At 70.0% G+C, this 15283-nt stretch carries 17 protein-coding genes and 1 riboswitch; of the genes, 14 read left to right on the top strand and 3 right to left on the bottom strand.

What is annotated here, in order from left to right; genetic code table 11:
* Nucleotides 1-36 precede the first annotated feature (36 nt).
* From BM290_RS13530 to ribH, 5 genes are all read left to right on the top strand, one after another.
* Entirely contained in the window at nucleotides 37-1035 is a 999-nt protein-coding gene (locus BM290_RS13530) for a GGDEF domain-containing response regulator (protein ID WP_177319697.1), read from the top strand.
* Nucleotides 1036-1138: 103 nt separating this feature from the next.
* Nucleotides 1139-1312, top strand: a riboswitch (FMN riboswitch).
* Nucleotides 1313-1443: 131 nt separating this feature from the next.
* Nucleotides 1444-2499 carry a bifunctional diaminohydroxyphosphoribosylaminopyrimidine deaminase/5-amino-6-(5-phosphoribosylamino)uracil reductase RibD gene (ribD, locus tag BM290_RS13525; RefSeq protein ID WP_093613798.1) on the top strand — a complete coding sequence of 352 codons (1056 nt, stop codon included), beginning with the start codon at nucleotides 1444-1446 and terminating at the stop codon, nucleotides 2497-2499.
* Nucleotides 2500-2502: 3 nt separating this feature from the next.
* On the top strand, nucleotides 2503-3102 hold the full coding sequence (locus BM290_RS13520) for a riboflavin synthase (RefSeq protein ID WP_093613796.1): 600 nt from the start codon (nucleotides 2503-2505) through the stop codon (nucleotides 3100-3102).
* The gene (locus BM290_RS13515; protein ID WP_093613794.1) at nucleotides 3095-4303 is read left to right on the top strand and encodes a bifunctional 3,4-dihydroxy-2-butanone-4-phosphate synthase/GTP cyclohydrolase II; all 1209 of its coding nucleotides are present in this window, start codon (nucleotides 3095-3097) and stop codon (nucleotides 4301-4303) included. Before BM290_RS13520 ends, BM290_RS13515 begins: the two co-directional genes overlap by 8 nt.
* 45 nt (nucleotides 4304-4348) lie before the next feature.
* Nucleotides 4349-4825 carry a 6,7-dimethyl-8-ribityllumazine synthase gene (gene ribH / locus BM290_RS13510; protein WP_093613792.1) on the top strand — a complete coding sequence of 159 codons (477 nt, stop codon included), beginning with the start codon at nucleotides 4349-4351 and terminating at the stop codon, nucleotides 4823-4825.
* Between the two features lie 10 nt (nucleotides 4826-4835).
* Here the strand turns inward: ribH and BM290_RS13505 are convergent, their stop codons facing one another.
* From BM290_RS13505 to BM290_RS13495, 3 genes are read right to left on the bottom strand one after another with little or no spacing between them, the layout of a single operon-like run.
* Complete coding sequence (locus tag BM290_RS13505; RefSeq protein ID WP_093613790.1) at nucleotides 4836-5576, bottom strand: amino acid ABC transporter ATP-binding protein; 741 nt, start codon at nucleotides 5574-5576, stop codon at nucleotides 4836-4838.
* Complete coding sequence (locus tag BM290_RS13500; RefSeq protein WP_093613788.1) at nucleotides 5577-6416, bottom strand: amino acid ABC transporter permease; 840 nt, start codon at nucleotides 6414-6416, stop codon at nucleotides 5577-5579. It lies immediately after the preceding gene.
* On the bottom strand, nucleotides 6413-7285 hold the full coding sequence (locus BM290_RS13495; protein ID WP_093613786.1) for an ABC transporter substrate-binding protein: 873 nt from the start codon (nucleotides 7283-7285) through the stop codon (nucleotides 6413-6415). Before BM290_RS13495 ends, BM290_RS13500 begins: the two co-directional genes overlap by 4 nt.
* Nucleotides 7286-7363: 78 nt before the next feature.
* On the opposite strand from BM290_RS13495, the gene BM290_RS13490 reads away from it, so the two are divergent.
* From BM290_RS13490 to pheT, 9 genes are all read left to right on the top strand, one after another.
* Entirely contained in the window at nucleotides 7364-7627 is a 264-nt protein-coding gene (locus BM290_RS13490) for a phosphoribosyl-ATP diphosphatase (protein ID WP_093613784.1), read from the top strand.
* Nucleotides 7628-7669: 42 nt separating this feature from the next.
* Nucleotides 7670-8512, top strand: a complete 843-nt coding sequence (hisG, locus tag BM290_RS13485; protein ID WP_093614691.1) for an ATP phosphoribosyltransferase — start codon at nucleotides 7670-7672, stop codon at nucleotides 8510-8512.
* Nucleotides 8512-8958 carry a PH domain-containing protein gene (locus BM290_RS13480; RefSeq protein WP_093613782.1) on the top strand — a complete coding sequence of 149 codons (447 nt, stop codon included), beginning with the start codon at nucleotides 8512-8514 and terminating at the stop codon, nucleotides 8956-8958. The genes hisG and BM290_RS13480 overlap by 1 nt, the downstream gene beginning before the upstream one ends.
* 334 nt (nucleotides 8959-9292) lie before the next feature.
* Nucleotides 9293-9901 carry a translation initiation factor IF-3 gene (gene infC / locus BM290_RS13475; protein WP_093613780.1) on the top strand — a complete coding sequence of 203 codons (609 nt, stop codon included), beginning with the start codon at nucleotides 9293-9295 and terminating at the stop codon, nucleotides 9899-9901.
* 59 nt (nucleotides 9902-9960) lie between these two features.
* The gene (gene rpmI, locus BM290_RS13470; protein WP_014446292.1) at nucleotides 9961-10155 is read left to right on the top strand and encodes a 50S ribosomal protein L35; all 195 of its coding nucleotides are present in this window, start codon (nucleotides 9961-9963) and stop codon (nucleotides 10153-10155) included.
* 36 nt (nucleotides 10156-10191) lie between these two features.
* Entirely contained in the window at nucleotides 10192-10584 is a 393-nt protein-coding gene (gene rplT, locus BM290_RS13465) for a 50S ribosomal protein L20 (RefSeq protein WP_093613778.1), read from the top strand.
* A 68-nt stretch (nucleotides 10585-10652) separates the two neighbouring features.
* Nucleotides 10653-11426 (top strand): TrmH family RNA methyltransferase, encoded by a 774-nt coding sequence (locus BM290_RS13460; RefSeq protein ID WP_093613776.1) that lies wholly within the window; start codon nucleotides 10653-10655, stop codon nucleotides 11424-11426.
* 171 nt (nucleotides 11427-11597) lie between these two features.
* The gene (gene pheS, locus BM290_RS13455; protein ID WP_093613774.1) at nucleotides 11598-12659 is read left to right on the top strand and encodes a phenylalanine--tRNA ligase subunit alpha; all 1062 of its coding nucleotides are present in this window, start codon (nucleotides 11598-11600) and stop codon (nucleotides 12657-12659) included.
* A 4-nt stretch (nucleotides 12660-12663) separates the two neighbouring features.
* Entirely contained in the window at nucleotides 12664-15141 is a 2478-nt protein-coding gene (pheT, locus tag BM290_RS13450) for a phenylalanine--tRNA ligase subunit beta (RefSeq protein WP_093613772.1), read from the top strand.
* Nucleotides 15142-15283 lie beyond the last annotated feature (142 nt).

Raw genomic sequence — 15283 nt, 5'->3', positions numbered from 1 at the left:
CTAGCCTTACGCCCCCGGCGCTTGCAGGAAGGTTCGATGAGCACGGCTGAGTCGCTCCCCGAGATCGATCCCGAGCTGGATCCCGAAGAGGGACCGAGCCTGATCCTGGTGGTCGACGACGACCAGGACATCGCCGGGTTCGTCGAGTTCAACCTGAGGCTCCGCGGGTTCGAGGTGATCCGGGCGCGGGACGGCCAGGAGGCGCTCGACCTGATGGAGACGCACCGGCCGGACCTCGCGGTGATCGACTGGATGATGCCGCGGATGGACGGGGTCGAGTTGATCCGCCAGCTCCGCGCCGAGCCGCTGACCTCGGCGCTTCCGGTGATCATGCTGACCGCGATGGGGCTGACCGGCGACAAGGTGCACGGTCTGCAGGCGGGCGCCGACGACTACCTGGTCAAGCCCTTCGATCTGGAGGAGCTGATCGCGCGGGTCACCAACACGCTGCGCCGGCACAAGGACGCCCGTGAGGTGTCGCCGCTGACCGGCCTGCCGGGCAACGCGCGGGTGCGGCGGGAGATCAGTGAGCGGATGCGTGGCGGCGACGACTACTCGGTCGGCTACATCGACGTCGATCGGTTCAAGAGCGTCAACGACGTGTACGGGTTCGACCGTGGCGACGAGTTCATCATCGCTCTCGCCCGGAGCCTGCAGCGGGCCGCGTCGCAGACCGGCAAGCCGTCGATCTTCCTGGGGCACATCGGCGGTGACGACTTCGTCTTCATCTGCCACCCGGATCAGGTGCTGCCGCTGACCCAGCGGACGGTGACCGATTTCGAGACGGCGGCGGACCGGCTGTACGAGCCGGGTGACGCGCAGCGTGGCTACATCGAGGTGCCGGACCGGCGTGGCAACAAGCAGAAGGCGGCCCTGGTCACGCTCTCGATCGGGGTGGCGCAGTCGACCGATGACGGGCGCCGGTTCACCGATCCGCGGGTGGTGATCGCGGTCGCCTCGGAGATGAAGAAGGTCGCGAAGTCGCAGCCCGGATCGTATGTGGCGATCGACCGGCGGCGCATCGAAGCGGAGTGACAAATCCCAGTGCTTCGGTGGGAATACTGGCGGCGGATGTGAGGTAGGTCGCCAGGGAGGTGGCAAAATCCCGAAGTAGTGCAAGACTCGGGGGTGACCCACCACGCGCTGGCGGGACTCGGTGAAATTCCGAACCGGCGGTGATCCGACGCGAGAGCGACGGTAAGCCCGCGACCCGGTTGCCTACCAAGGCAGACGGTGGACCTGGTGAGACTCCAGGGCCGACGGTTGACCGGCTGGGAAGCCGATCAGACAGTCCGGATGGGAGACAGCGCGCGGGATCGGAGCGGGTCGTGCCCTCGTCGGCACGAGCCGGCCGGGGTGCGCGAAGCGTACCCTTCTTGTCCGATTCCTGGCGATAACTCCCCCTCTCCAGCGCGTGACCGCACCGCGCGAGAGGACCGCCAGATGGTGACCGAGGACGAGGCGATGCGCCGCGCTGTCGCGCTGGCCGCCCGGGGCCTCGGCACGACCAGCCCCAACCCGGTGGTCGGCTGCATCCTGCTCGGGCCCGACGGCGCGGTGGTCGGCGAGGGTTTCCACGCGTATGCCGGTGGCCCGCACGCCGAGATCGTCGCCCTCGCCCAGGCGGGGGAGCGGGCCCGCGGCGGGACCTGCGTGGTGACCCTGGAGCCGTGCAACCACACCGGGCGTACCGGTCCGTGCGCGGAGGCGCTGGTCAACGCGGGTGTGCGGCGTGTGGTGATCGCGGTGGACGACCCGACGCCGGTGGCGGCCGGGGGCGCGGCGACGCTGCGGGCGGCCGGCATCGAGGTGGTCACCGGGGTGCGGCGGGAGGCAGCCGAGGCCGGCAACATCGCGTGGCTGACCGCGGTGCGCCGGGGCCGGCCGTATGTGACCTGGAAATTCGCGGCGACGCTGGACGGGCGGTCGGCCGCTGCCGACGGGACCAGCCAGTGGATCTCCGCGGCCGAGTCCCGGGCCGACGTGCACGTGCTCCGCGGCACCGTCGACGCGATCGTGGCCGGCGTCGGCACGGTGCTCGCCGACGATCCGCAGCTGACCGTCCGTGACCTGCGCGATGGCACGCTGGCGATCAAACAGCCTCTGCGTGTGGTGGTGGACTCGTTCGGGCGTACCCCGGAAAATGCTCGGGTCCGTGATGCGGCCGCACCCACCTGGATCGTCACGGCGGCCGCTGCCGGCGCCGGGCCGGATGGCCGCGTCGACCTGACCGCGCTGCTCATCGCGCTGTTCGCCCGTGGTGTGCGCAACGTGCTGCTGGAGGGCGGCCCGACGCTGGCCGGCGGTTTCCTGGCCGCCGGGCTGATCGACCGGGTGGTCGGCTATGTGGCGCCCAAACTGCTCGGCGACGGGCGTGCCGCGCTGGTGGATGCCGGTATCGGCACCATCGCCGACGCCGTCGAACTCGACTTCACCGACATCACGCGGATCGGCGGCGATCTGCGTTTCACAGCGACACTCCGTCCCAAGGAGAAGTGACAGATGTTCACCGGAATCGTTGAAGAGCTGGGCGAGATCGTGCGCCTGACCGAGGGAGCAGAGGACTCCGCCGTGATCGCCGTGCGCGGCCCGCTGGTCACCTCGGACGCACGCCACGGCGACTCGATCTCGGTGAACGGCTGTTGCCTCACCGTCATCGACAACGTCGACGGGGTGTTCACCGCCGACGTGATGGGCGAGACCCTGCGGCGTACGTCGCTCGGCGCCCTGCGCGAGGGCAGCAACGTCAACCTGGAGCGGGCCGCCGCGCTGGGCAGCCGTCTCGGCGGTCACCTGGTGCAGGGACACGTCGACGGGGTCGCGCGGATCATCGCCCGCGAGCCCGCCGATCAGTGGGAGGTGGTGCGTTTCTCGCTGCCGTCCGAGCTGGCGAGATACGTGGTGGAGAAGGGGTCGATCACCGTCGACGGCGTGTCGCTGACGGTCATGGCGGTCGACGAGGACAGCTTCTCGGTCGGGATGATCCCGGCCACGTCGAAGCTGACCGTGCTGGGCAGCAAGGCCATCGGAGATCCGGTCAACCTCGAGGTCGACGTGATCGCCAAGTACGTGGAGAAGATGCTGGGGGGCCGTAATGTTTGAGAACGTCGAGCGCGCGATCGCGGACATAGCCGCCGGCAAGGCGGTGATCGTGGTGGACGACGAGGACCGGGAGAACGAGGGCGACCTCATCTTCGCGGCCGAGCACGCCACGCCGGAGCTGGTCGCCTTCATGGTGCGGTACACGTCCGGGTACATCTGCGTGCCGCTGCCCGAGAGCGAGGCGGACCGGCTGGACCTGCCGCCGATGTTCCACACCAACCAGGACGCGCGGGGCACCGCCTACGCGGTGACCGTCGATGCGAGACACGGCGTCAGCACCGGCATCTCGGCCGCCGACCGGGCGCACACGATCCGGCTGCTCGCCTCGGCCACCAGCGAGCCCACCGACTTCAACCGGCCCGGCCACGTCGTGCCGCTGCGGGCCAAGGCCGGTGGCGTCCTGCGCCGCCCGGGCCACACCGAGGCCTCCATCGACCTGGCGGTGCTGGCGGGCTGCCGGCCGGCCGGGGTGCTCTGCGAGATGGTCAACGACGACGGCACCATGCAGCGCCGTCCCGACCTGGAGAAGTTCGCGGCCGATCACGACCTCGCCCTGATCAGCATCGAGGAGCTGATCGCCTACCTGCGCTTCCGCGAGGGCAGCCAGGTCGAGCGGGTCGTCGAGACGGTCCTGCCGACCGAGCACGGCGTCTTCACGGCGGTCGGTTACCGGGCCGCCGCGGATGACGGCGAGCACGTGGCGCTGGTCTTCGGTGACCTCGGCGACGGCGAGGACGTGCTGGTCCGGGTGCATTCCGAGTGCCTCACCGGTGACGTCTTCGGCTCCCGGCGCTGCGACTGCGGCCCGCAGCTCGACGCCGCCCTGGAACGGGTCGCCGCCGCCGGGCGCGGGGTGGTGCTGTACATGCGCGGCCACGAGGGCCGCGGCATCGGCCTGTTGCACAAGCTGCAGGCCTACCAGCTGCAGGACCGCGGTTTCGACACGGTCGACGCCAACCTCGAGCTGGGCCTGCCGGCGGACGCCCGTGACTACGGCATCGGGGCGCAGATCCTCGTCGACCTCGGCATCCGCTCGATGCGCCTGCTCACCAACAACCCCGCGAAAAGAGCGGGCCTCGAGGGGTACGGGCTACGCGTGACCGGCCGCGAGGAGCTGCCCGTCCGCCTGCACCCGGAGAACGTCCGGTACCTGCGCACCAAGCGGGACCGGATGGGCCACCTGTTCGCGGAGTTGGCCTGAACCAGTCCCCGATCGGGGCAACAATGACGATGAAGGGGGACACACATGGCCGGCTTCGGTGATCCGCACATGCAGACCGTCGACGCTGCCGGGCTCCGGCTCGGGATCGTCGGTTCACGGTGGCACAACGACCTGGTCGAGCACATGATCGCCAGGGCGGTGGCCGCTGCCGAGGCGTGCGGCGTGACGGATGTGATCACCGTCCGGGTGGCCGGCTCCGTGGAGCTGCCCGTGGTGGCGCAGGCCCTGGCCCGCCGGGTGGACGCGGTCGTCGCGCTGGGCGTGGTGATCAAGGGCGAGACCCAGCACTTCGAGTACGTGTGTGACGCGGTCACCTCGGGCCTGACCCGGGTGGCGCTGGACGAGAGCACCCCGGTCGCGCACGGTGTGCTGACCGTGCACAGCCTCGGTCAGGCCCGCGACCGGGCCGGCCTGGAGGACTCGATCGAGGACAAGGGCTGGCAGAGCACGGTGGCCGTGCTCGACGCCGCCCTCGCCATCCGTGAGGTCGCCAAGCCGTAGACCCGTCGCGCTACAACCTCCCGGCCTCGATGATCCGCTTCAGGAACTGACGGGTCCGGGCCTCGACGGGGTCACCGAGCACCTGCTCCGGTGGCCCCTGTTCGAGGACCCGGCCGGAGTCCAGGAAGGCGACCCGGTCGGCGACCTGCTTGGCGAAACCCATCTCGTGGGTGGCCAGCACCATCGTCATGCCCTCGCCCTTGAGGTCGCGGATCATCGACAGCACCTCGCCGACCAGCTCCGGGTCGAGCGCCGACGTCACCTCGTCGAGCAGGAGCAGGCGCGGATTGTTGACCAGGGCCCGGACGATCGCGACGCGCTGCTGCTGGCCGCCGGAGAGCCGGTCCGGGTAGGCGCCCGACCGGTCGGCCAGACCGACCCGGTCCAGCCACTGCAGCGCCTGCTCCTTCGCCTCCTTCACCGGCCTGCCGTGTACGTGTACCGGCGCCAGCGTGATGTTGTCCAGCACCGTCATGTGCGGGAACAGGTTGTACGACTGGAAGACCAGCCCGATCCTCTGGCGTACCCGGTCGGCGTCGGCACGTGGGTCGGTGATCTCCTCGCCGTCCAGGTGGATCGTGCCGTCGTCGATCTCGGCGAGCAGGTTGACGCAGCGCAGCAGCGTCGACTTGCCCGACCCGGAGGCGCCGATCAGGGCCACCACCTCGTGCTCGGCCACATCCAGGGTGAGGCCGTCGAGGATGACGTGGTCACCGAAGACCTTGCGGACGTCCCGGCATTCGAGAAGCACTCAGGTCCCCGCATTCTGGCGACGGGCCGCCCGCAGCGTCACGACATCGGTGACGGCGATCAGCGGCAGGGCGAGAAGAACGAACAAGACCCCGGCGACGATGTACGGGGTGAAGTCGGCGTCCTGGGCCACGCCGATCTGGGCGGCCCGGATGGCGTCGATCGGGCCGGCCAGCGAGATCAGGCCGACGTCCTTCTGCAGGGCCACCGTGTCGTTGAGCAGCGGCGGCGCGACCCGGCGGACCGCCTGCGGCAGCACCACGTGCCGCATCGCCTGCCGGTAGCTCAGGCCCAGCGACCGGGCCGCCGCGATCTGGCTCGGGTGCACCGACTCGATGCCGGCCCGGAACACCTCGGCCAGGTACGCGCCGTACGTCACGATGATCGCCGCGGCGCCCAGCACCAGCACGTCCGGGGTGCCCTTGAGCCGCAGCCCGGGGATGCCGAACGCGAACAGGTAGAGCACGATGATCAGCGGCAGGCCGCGGAACGAGTACGTGTATCCGGTGGCCAGGGCGCGTACCGGGAAGAACACCGGGCCGCGCAGGGTCCGCAGCACCGCGACGAGCAGCCCCAGCGCCAGCGCCAGGGTCGCGCACACCACCAGCAGCTTCAGGTTGAGCCAGAGCCCTTCCAGGATCTGCGGGAGGTACTTCTGCGCGGTGTCCAGGTCGAAGAAGGACTCCTTGACCCGTTTCCAGCCGGGCGCGCCGGTGATGCCGACGGCGAGCGCGATGCCGACGACGGCTGTCGATGCGGCGGCCAGCAGGACGGAACGGACCGCCCGTCCGCGACGGTAGGCGATCCGTTCCTGTTGCCGAGTGCTTGGCTGGTACGTCACAGGAGCTCGGGTGCCCCGGCGGTGTCGGCGAGCCAGGTCTTCTCCAGCACGGCGAGGGTGCCGTCCTGACGGAGCTGGTCCACCGCCTTGCTGACGCAGCCGGTCAGCGGCGAGCCCTTGTCGAGCACGATGCCGAACTGCTCGGGCACGCCGACCTGGCTCAGCTGACCGACGATCACGCCGTCCTTGAGTTCGGCGCCGGTCATGTAGAACGCGGTCGGCAGGTCCACCACGATGCCGTCGACCGTGCCGTTCTCCAGCGCCTTCTTGGCGTCGTCGTTGTTGTTGAACACCTGCGGCTGGCCGGTCGGCTTGATCACGTCGGTGACGGCCTGGTAGCTGGTGGTCCCGACCTGGGCGCCGAGCTTGGCGTCCTTCAGGTCGGCCAGTGTCTTCGCCCCGGCGATCTTCGAGCCCTTGGTGGTGATCACCGTCTGGCGCACCAGGTAGTACGGCGACGAGAAGTCCACCGCCTTCTTGCGCTCCTCGGTGATCGAGAACTGGTTGATGTCGATGTCGAACGTCTTCGGGCCGGGCGCGATCGCGTTGTTGAACCCGACCTGGGTCCACACCACATCGGTCTGCTGGTACCCGAGACGCTGGGCGACCTGGTAGGCGACGGCGGACTCGAAGCCCTTGCCGTTGTCCGGCTTGTTGTCGGCGTACCACGGCTCGTACGCCGGGGTGTCGGTGCCGACGGTGAGCTTTCCGGCGGTCAGGGTCTTCAGAGACGCCGGGTCGCACGTCGCGGCGGGGGCGGCCGACGGTGTGCTGGTCGTCTCGTCTTCGTCTGCGGGGGAACATGCCGTCAGGGCGGCGAGCAGCAGGGCTGCGCCTCCGAGGGCCACGGGGGTGAATCGGCTGACCATGCCCGGGAGCTTAGAAGACGTCCCACGGGCTGGGGGCGTTCGTCGTCAAGACGTGATGAGCTGCCACAATCGGTCCTCGTGAAGACGTTCGAAGAACTGTTTGCCGAGTTGCAAAGCAAGGCGGCGGACAAGACACCCGGTTCGGGCACCGTCGAGGCGCTCGAACGCGGAGTCCACTTCATCGGCAAGAAGGTCGTCGAGGAGGCGGCCGAGTCGTGGATGGCCGCCGAGCACGAGGGGCCGGACCGCGCTGCCGAGGAGATCTCCCAGCTGCTCTACCAGGCCCAAGTCCTGATGATCGCCACTGGACTGAAGCTCGAGGACGTCTACCGACATCTGTGACACGCGTCCACAAGACCCGTTCACACCTTGAAGGAGCACGTCATGCTGCGCATCGCCATTCCGAACAAGGGCACCCTGTCCGCGCCCGCGTCACAGATGTTGCGGGACGCCGGGTACCGCCAGCGCACCGACCCCAAAGACCTGATCTGCCGTGACGAAGCCAACAACGTCGAGTTCTTCTACCTGCGGCCGAAGGACATCGCGACGTACGTCGGCTCCGGTGATCTGGATCTCGGCATCACCGGCCGGGACCTGCTCGTCGACTCCGGCGTCCCCGCCGCCGAGCTGCTCGATCTGAACTTCGGCCGGGCCACCTTCCGCTGGGCCGCCCCCGCCGGGACGATCACCGGCGTCGACGGGATCGGTGGCCGCCGCATCGCCACCGCGTACCCCGGAGTGGTCGGCCGCTACCTGGCCGAGCACGAGCTCAAGGCGGACGTGGTGCGCCTCGACGGCGCTGTGGAAAATGCGGTCCGCCTCGGCGTCGCCGACCTCATCGCCGACGTGGTGGAGACCGGGGCGACGCTGCGCCAGGCGGGCCTGGTCACCATCGGCGACCCGATCATGCAGTCGTCGGCGATCCTCATCGGTCGCGAGGAGGAGGCCCCGGCCGCCGCCTCCCAGCTGCTGCGGCGGCTGCACGGCGTGCTGGTCGCGAGAAACTTCGTGATGCTGGCGTACGACGTACGCGCCGACCTGCTGGACCAGGCCACCGGCCTGACCCCCGGCATCGAGTCGCCGACCGTCTCCCCGCTGCACCGGGAGGGCTGGGTCGCCGTGCAGGCGATGGTCCAGCGCATCGACGTGCACCGGGTCATGGACGAGCTCTACGACCTGGGCGCCCGCGCCATCCTGGTCACCGCCATCGCGAACTGCAGGCTCTGATGACCGCCGTCCTGTTCCGCCCGAAGAGGATCCGCTGGGTGGCCGGTCCGCTGGCCGCCGGGATCACGCTGCTGTTCACCGTGCTCAGCTTCGGCCTGCACGGCTCGGCCGGCTTCCAGAACTCGCAGGCCAGCTTCCAGCGCGGCGACCAGCTCGCGATGATCGGCCTGGGCGTCCTGCTGGGGCTGGGCATCCTGCTGTTCTGCCGGCCGCGGGTCACCGCCGACGCGGCCGGGATCCGGGTGCGCAACGTGATCGGCGGCTACGAGCTGCCGTGGTCGGTGGTCCGTGCCGTCCGGTTCGACCGGAACTCGGCGTGGGCGCACCTGGAGCTGGAGAACGACGATCAGGTGCCGGTGCACGCGCTGCAGGCCGTCGACAAGGACTACGCGCTCGACGGCGTCCGTGCCCTGAGGGCTCTGCATCAGGCTGCTCACGACGCCTGATAGGATTGCGGGCAGTCGACCACGCCCACCTCTCGTCTCGAGGGTGTGAGCGCGAAAGAGGAGCCCGCTGGTTCCCACCCGAGTCACCTGACCGTGGCCGGGTCCGGTCTCCCTGACAGGGGAATATCTCTTGTCGGGCGCGCGTCCTCGTTTGGGCGCCGATGACCGGTCGAGCGGGCCCCGGCGTGCCCTCCTTCGGGAGAGCGGCTCGGGGCCTTCTACTTTCCCGGCGTCCCACCTCGGGACACTCGGGGCCGACCGACATTGGCAGCGCCCGACCTACCCGGCCGGGTGAGGTATCAACTGAGGAGGCCCCATCAGCGTCGAACCACGCGTGAACGAACAGATCCGGGCTCGTGAGGTCCGTCTGGTCGGTCCGGAGGGTGAGCAGGTCGGCATCGTGCCGCTCGAGCGCGCTCTCCAGCTGGCCGCGGATGTCGACCTGGACCTGGTCGAGGTTGCTCCGATGGCGCGGCCGCCGGTGTGCAAGCTCATGGACTTCGGCAAGTTCAAGTACGAGAGCGCACTCAAGGCCCGCGAAGCGCGGCGCAATCAGCAGCAGACCGTCATCAAGGAAATGAAGCTGCGGCCGAAGATCGACCCGCACGACTACGAGACCAAAAAGGGTCACGTGGTGCGGTTCCTCAAGGCGGGCGACAAGGTCAAGGTGACGATCATGTTCCGTGGTCGTGAGCAGAGCCGCCCCGAGCTGGGTTTCCGGCTCCTGCGCCGGCTCAGCGAGGAGATCTCGGAACTCGGCTTCGTCGAGGCCAGCCCGAAGCAGGACGGCCGGAACATGATCATGGTGCTCGCGCCGCATCGAGCCACCAAGGCCGCTGCCGTTGCTGCCACCGCGGCGGGCGCCAAGCCCGGCCGTGAGCCGCGCGAGGGCGATGGTGCCGGCGAAGTGCCGGCCGTTCCTGCCGACACCACCGCAGAGTAGTTCGTCAGCTTTTCCTCGCATCCCCCCGGTTGCGGGGAAAGATCAGAAAGAGGCGTCAAGTGCCGAAGATGAAGAGCCACACCGGCATGGGTAAGCGGGTGAAGGTCACCGGCAAGGGAAAGCTCGTCACCGAGCAGGCCGGTAAGCGTCACCTCCTGGAGCACAAGAGCTCCCGCGTCACCCGCCGGATGACCGGCACGGTCACCGTGGCCAAGGCCGACACCAAGCGAGTGAACAAGCTTCTGGGCCGCTGACGCGCGCCTGACCAGCCCCGATTAGGAGTAACTGAAATGGCACGCGTCAAGCGGGCGGTAAACGCCCAGAAGAAGCGCCGCACCCTGCTCGAGACCGCGAGCGGCTACCGCGGTCAGCGCTCCCGCCTGTACCGGAAGGCCAAGGAGCAGGTGCTGCACTCGATGCAGTACTCGTACCGTGACCGCCGTGACCGGAAGGGCGACTTCCGTCAGCTGTGGATCACCCGTATCAACGCGGCGGCCCGGGCCAACGGCCTGACCTACAACCGCCTGATCCAGGGTCTCAAGCTGGCCGAGGTCGAGGTCGACCGTAAGATCCTGGCCGACCTCGCGGTCCACGACGCGGCTGCGTTCGCCGCCATCGTCGAGATCGCTCGTGCGGCCGTCGCGGCCGAGGGCACCGGCGGCGCCGCCGCTCAGGCTGCCTGAGTTATCGCGTAGCACGTTTCCGGCGCCTCCCGATCGTCACGGTCGGGAGGCGCCGTCGTGAGGAGATCATGTTCACGCCGCGTACCCCCCGCATCGTCGCCGCCCGCCGCCTGCAGCGCCGCCGGGACCGTGACCAGTCCGGGCGCTTCCTGGCCGAAGGCCCGCAGGCCGTGCGCGAGGCGCTCGCCGCGGGGGCGGTGATCGAGCTGTTCGGCACCCCGGCGGCGCTGGACCGCCACGCCGACCTGGCCGCGCAGGCGCCCGAGCTGTCACCGGTCACCGACGACGCCCTGGCCGCGCTCGCCGAGACGGTCCACCCGCAGGGGCTGGTCGCCGTCTGCGAGCAGAACGACGTCCCGATCGGCGAGGCTCTCGCGAAGAACCCCCGCCTGGTCGCGGTGGTCGCCGAGATCCGGGACCCCGGCAACGCCGGGACCGTGCTGCGCACGGCGGATGCCGCGGGGGCCGGCGTGGTCGTCTTCGCCGGCGACGCCGTCGACCCCTACAACGGCAAGTGTGTACGGTCGTCCGCCGGCTCACTGTTCCACGTGGACGTCGTCCGGTCCCCGCTGAGCGTCGTGGAGCTGCTCCAGGACAGCGGGCTGCAGGTGCTCGCCACCAGCGGCACCGGGGAGGACGACGTGGACTCGCTGCTCGACGGCGGGCAGCTCGCGTCGCCGACGGCGTGGCTGTTCGGCTCGGAGGCCCATGGGCTGCCGGAGGACCTCTTGCGCGAGGCGGACCGGCGTGTGCGCGTACCCATCTATGGTGGCGCCGAAAGCCTGAACCTGGCCGCCGCGGCCGCCGTCTGCCTATATGCTTCGGCCCGCGCGCAGCGCTGAGGGTATGCTGGGCCGGTGAACGAGGAGTCCTGTCTGTTTATCCGGCCCGCTGGTCGCGGGCGCCGGGTCTGACTTCTCTGCGCGCAACTCCCTGACCGGCGGGCTACGGCCGAGCCGTGCGTCCGTAAAATGCCCGATGGCAAATCCGGTGTTGAGGGAGTTCGCCCTACCATGTCCTACCGCAACGATCCATACGATCCGAAGCAGGCCGTGCTGCTCGCGCCCGAGTCTCTCGAGAGCGCCGTGGCGGAGGCCGAGAAGGCGTTCGCCACCGCCGCCGACCTCGACGCGCTGACCGCGCTGAAGCCCGCGCACCTGGGCGACCGTTCGCCCGTGTCGCTGGCCCGCCGGGAGATCGGTTCGCTGCCGCCGGCCGCGAAATCCGACGCCGGCAAGCGCGTCAACGTGGCCCGCCAGGCCGTGCAGGCCGCCTACGACGCCCGCCAGGCCGAGCTCGAGGCGGACCGTGCCGCCCGGGTCCTGGTCGAGGAGCGTGTCGACGTCACCCTGCCGTGGTCGCGCCGCCCGCGGGGCGCCCGCCACCCGCTGACCACGCTGATGGAGCACATGAGCGACGTGTTCATCGGCATGGGCTACGAGATCGTCGACGGCCCCCAGCTGGAGCTGGAGTGGGCCAACTTCGACGCGCTCAACATCGGCCCGGACAACCCGGTCCGCGGCGCCGCCGACACGTTCTTCGTCGACCTGCCCGGCCTGGTCATGCGGACCCACACGTCGCCCGGCCAGGTGCGCACCATGCTCGACCGGCAGCCGCCGATCTACATCGTCAGTCCCGGCCGCGCCTACCGGACCGACGAGCTGGACGCCACGCACAGCCCGGTGTTCCACCAGATCGAGGGCCTGGTCATCGACGAGGGCATCACCATGGCGCATCTGCGCGGCACTCTCGACTACTTCGCCAAGGCCATGCTCGGCCCGGACGCGAAGACCCGCTGGCGGCCGCACTACTTCCCGTTCACCGAGCCGTCCGCCGAGTTCGACGTCTGGTTCCCGCAGCACCGTGACGGCCCGCGCTGGGTCGAGTGGGGCGGCTGCGGCATGGTCAACCCGCGGGTCCTCACCGCCTGCGGCATCGATCCGGCCGTCTACTCGGGCTTCGCGTTCGGCATGGGTGTCGAGCGGACCCTGATGTTCCGCAACGGCGTCTCCGACATGCGCGACATGGTCGAGGGCGACGTGCGGTTCACCACGAACTTCGGAATGGAGTCCTGAAGCGATGAAGACGTCACTGTCGTGGCTGCGCGAGTACGTCGAGCTGCCCGCGGGGATCACCGCTTCGGAGCTGGACGCGGCGCTCACGAACCTCGGCATGGAGGTCGAGGGCATCGTCGACCAGGCCGGCACGATCCTCGGTGACCTGGTCGTCGGCCGGGTGCTGACGATCGAGGAGCTGACCGGGTTCAAGAAGCCGATCCGGTTCTGCACCGTCGACGTCGGCAACCCGGAGCCGCAGGAGATCGTCTGCGGGGCGCGCAACTTCGCCGAGGGTGACCTCGTCGTGGTGATCCTGCCCGGTGGCGAGCTGCCCGGCGGGTTCCGGATCGGCGCGCGGAAGACCTACGGCCGCAACTCCAACGGCATGATCTGCTCGGCCGCCGAGCTGGGCGTGTCCGACGACCACTCGGGCATCATCGTGCTGCCCGCCGGCTCGGCCCCGCCGGGTGTGGACGCACGGCCGATCGTCGGGCTCGACGACGTGCTGATCGAGGTGGAGATCACGCCGGACCGGGGCTACGAGATGAGCGTCCGGGGCATCGCGCGGGAGCTTTCCACGTACTTCGATGTGCCTTTCCAGGATCCTGCCGCCCTTGATTCCGCCGCCGCGACGGCGGAGGCCCCGCATCCGATCGTGATCGACGACGTCGTGGGCTGTGACCGGTTCGCGGCGCGGGTCGTCCGCGGCCTCGACCCGGCCGCGCGGTCTCCGGAGTGGATGCGGCGGCGCCTCGTCCAGGCCGGCATCCGCGCGATCTCGCTGCCCGTCGACATCACCAACTACCTGATGCTCGAATTCGGTCAGCCGATGCATGTCTTCGACCTGGACAGCCTGCGCGGCGGCCTGGTCGTGCGGCGGGCCCGGGCCGGTGAGAAGCTGACCACGCTGGACGGTGTCGCGCGGGCGCTCGACGCCGAGGACATGGTGATCTGCGACGAGACCGGGCCGATCTCGCTCGCCGCGGTGATGGGCGGCGAGACCAGCGAGTGGCAGGAGGGCACTGTCAACGTGCTCCTCGAAGCCGCCCACTGGGACCCGGTCATGGTCGGCCGGACCGCCCGGCGGCACAAACTCTTCAGCGAGGCCGCCAAGCGGTGGGAGCGGGGCGTCGACCCGGCGCTGCCGCTCGCCGCGCTGCAGAAGGCCGTCGACATCCTGGTCGAGCACGCGGGCGGAACAGTCGACCCGCTCGTGCTGGACATCGACAACGTCGTGCCCCCGGTCGCGCTCACGCTTCCGGCGGACGCGCCGTCCCGTCTCATCGGCCTGCCCTACACCGGCGCGCAGGCGGCTGACCTGCTGCGCAAGATCGGCTGTGAGGTCAGCGGCGACGAGGTGCTCAGCGTCGTGCCGCCGACCTGGCGTCCCGACCTGGTCGCCCCGATCGACCTGATCGAGGAGGTGGCGCGGCTCGGCGGCTACAACGAGATCCCGAGCTTGCTGCCTCCGGCCGGATCCAGCCGCGGCCTCACCCCGGCGCAGAGACAGCGCCGGTCGGTCGGTCGTGCGCTCGCCGAGAACGGCTACGTCGAGGTGCTGTCGTACCCGTTCGTGTCGCCCGGGACCGTCGACGCCCTCGGGCTGCCCCCTGCCGACCCGCGCCGCAGCGCGGTCCGGCTCACCAACCCGCTGTCGGAGGAGGAGCCGCTGCTGCGTACCACGCTGCTCGGCCCGCTTCTCGGCATCCTGAAGCGGAACCTCGGCCGGGGCCGCCGCGACGTCGCGCTCTTCGAGGCGGGCACGGTGTTCCTGCCGCACCTGACCTCGACCGCGCCCCCCTCGCTGGGCGTGGACCGTCGCCCGACCAACGCGGAGTGGGCGGCCGCCAACGCGATCGTCCCCGAGCAGCCGTGGCACCTCGCCGTCGTGCTGGCCGGCGACATCGAGCCGGCCGGCTGGTGGGGCGCGGGACGTGCCGCGACGTGGGCGGACGCCATCGAGGCGGCGCGCGTCGCGATCGCGGCGGCGGGCATCGCCGAGACCCGGATCGCGGTACGGGCAGCCGAGCATGCGCCGTGGCATCCCGGCCGTTGCGCCGCGATCCTGGTCGACGGCGAAGTCGTGGGCCACGCCGGTGAGCTGCACCCCGCCGTGCTGACCGCCCTCGACCTGCCGAAACGGACCTCAGCCGCCGAGATCGACCTGGACGCGCTGCCGGAGGCCCCGGTCGTCGACGCCCCGAGGATCTCCACCTTCCCGCCCGCGCTGATCGACGTCGCGCTGGTCCTGGATCGCACGGTCCCGGCCGCCGACGTGCAGGCGGCGCTCGCCGAAGGAGCCGGCGACCTGCTCGAATCGGTGTCGCTCTTCGACGTCTACGAGTCGGAGCAGCTGGGCGCGGACAAGCGGTCCCTCGCCTACAAGCTGACCTTCCGCGCTCCTGACCGCACCCTCACCTCGGAGGAGACCATCGCCGCCCGCGACGCCGCGGTCGCCGTGACCTCCTCCCGGTTCGGCGCCACCCTGCGCGGCGCCTGACCCGTACCGATGGAGGCCGGGCCGGTGGTTTCCCACCGGCCCGGCTTCTCGTGTTTTGACCATCGGGGGGATTTGTGGTGGTCGAGGTCTAGTGAAACAGGGAGGACCCTGTCCATGATCTGAGTTCTCACACAAAGATCAT

This window comes from Actinoplanes philippinensis (assembly GCF_900113015.1).
GTDB lineage: Bacteria > Actinomycetota > Actinomycetes > Mycobacteriales > Micromonosporaceae > Actinoplanes > Actinoplanes philippinensis.
The sequence above is the reverse complement of the archived record's forward strand: the minus strand, read 5'-3'. Positions and strand labels throughout refer to the sequence as shown.

What these genes read in the sequence shown, in the direction of transcription:
- pheT (WP_093613772.1), top strand. Translation starts at nt 12,664, where the DNA reads ATGAAGACGTCACTGTCGTGGCTGCGCGAGTACGTCGAGCTGCCCGCG.
- BM290_RS13495 (WP_093613786.1), bottom strand. Translation starts at nt 7,285, where the DNA reads ATGGTCAGCCGATTCACCCCCGTGGCCCTCGGAGGCGCAGCCCTGCTG.
- BM290_RS13530 (WP_177319697.1), top strand. Translation starts at nt 37, where the DNA reads ATGAGCACGGCTGAGTCGCTCCCCGAGATCGATCCCGAGCTGGATCCC.
- rplT (WP_093613778.1), top strand. Translation starts at nt 10,192, where the DNA reads ATGGCACGCGTCAAGCGGGCGGTAAACGCCCAGAAGAAGCGCCGCACC.
- BM290_RS13520 (WP_093613796.1), top strand. Translation starts at nt 2,503, where the DNA reads ATGTTCACCGGAATCGTTGAAGAGCTGGGCGAGATCGTGCGCCTGACC.
- ribH (WP_093613792.1), top strand. Translation starts at nt 4,349, where the DNA reads ATGGCCGGCTTCGGTGATCCGCACATGCAGACCGTCGACGCTGCCGGG.
- BM290_RS13515 (WP_093613794.1), top strand. Translation starts at nt 3,095, where the DNA reads ATGTTTGAGAACGTCGAGCGCGCGATCGCGGACATAGCCGCCGGCAAG.
- ribD (WP_093613798.1), top strand. Translation starts at nt 1,444, where the DNA reads ATGGTGACCGAGGACGAGGCGATGCGCCGCGCTGTCGCGCTGGCCGCC.
- BM290_RS13480 (WP_093613782.1), top strand. Translation starts at nt 8,512, where the DNA reads ATGACCGCCGTCCTGTTCCGCCCGAAGAGGATCCGCTGGGTGGCCGGT.
- hisG (WP_093614691.1), top strand. Translation starts at nt 7,670, where the DNA reads ATGCTGCGCATCGCCATTCCGAACAAGGGCACCCTGTCCGCGCCCGCG.
- BM290_RS13460 (WP_093613776.1), top strand. Translation starts at nt 10,653, where the DNA reads ATGTTCACGCCGCGTACCCCCCGCATCGTCGCCGCCCGCCGCCTGCAG.
- pheS (WP_093613774.1), top strand. Translation starts at nt 11,598, where the DNA reads ATGTCCTACCGCAACGATCCATACGATCCGAAGCAGGCCGTGCTGCTC.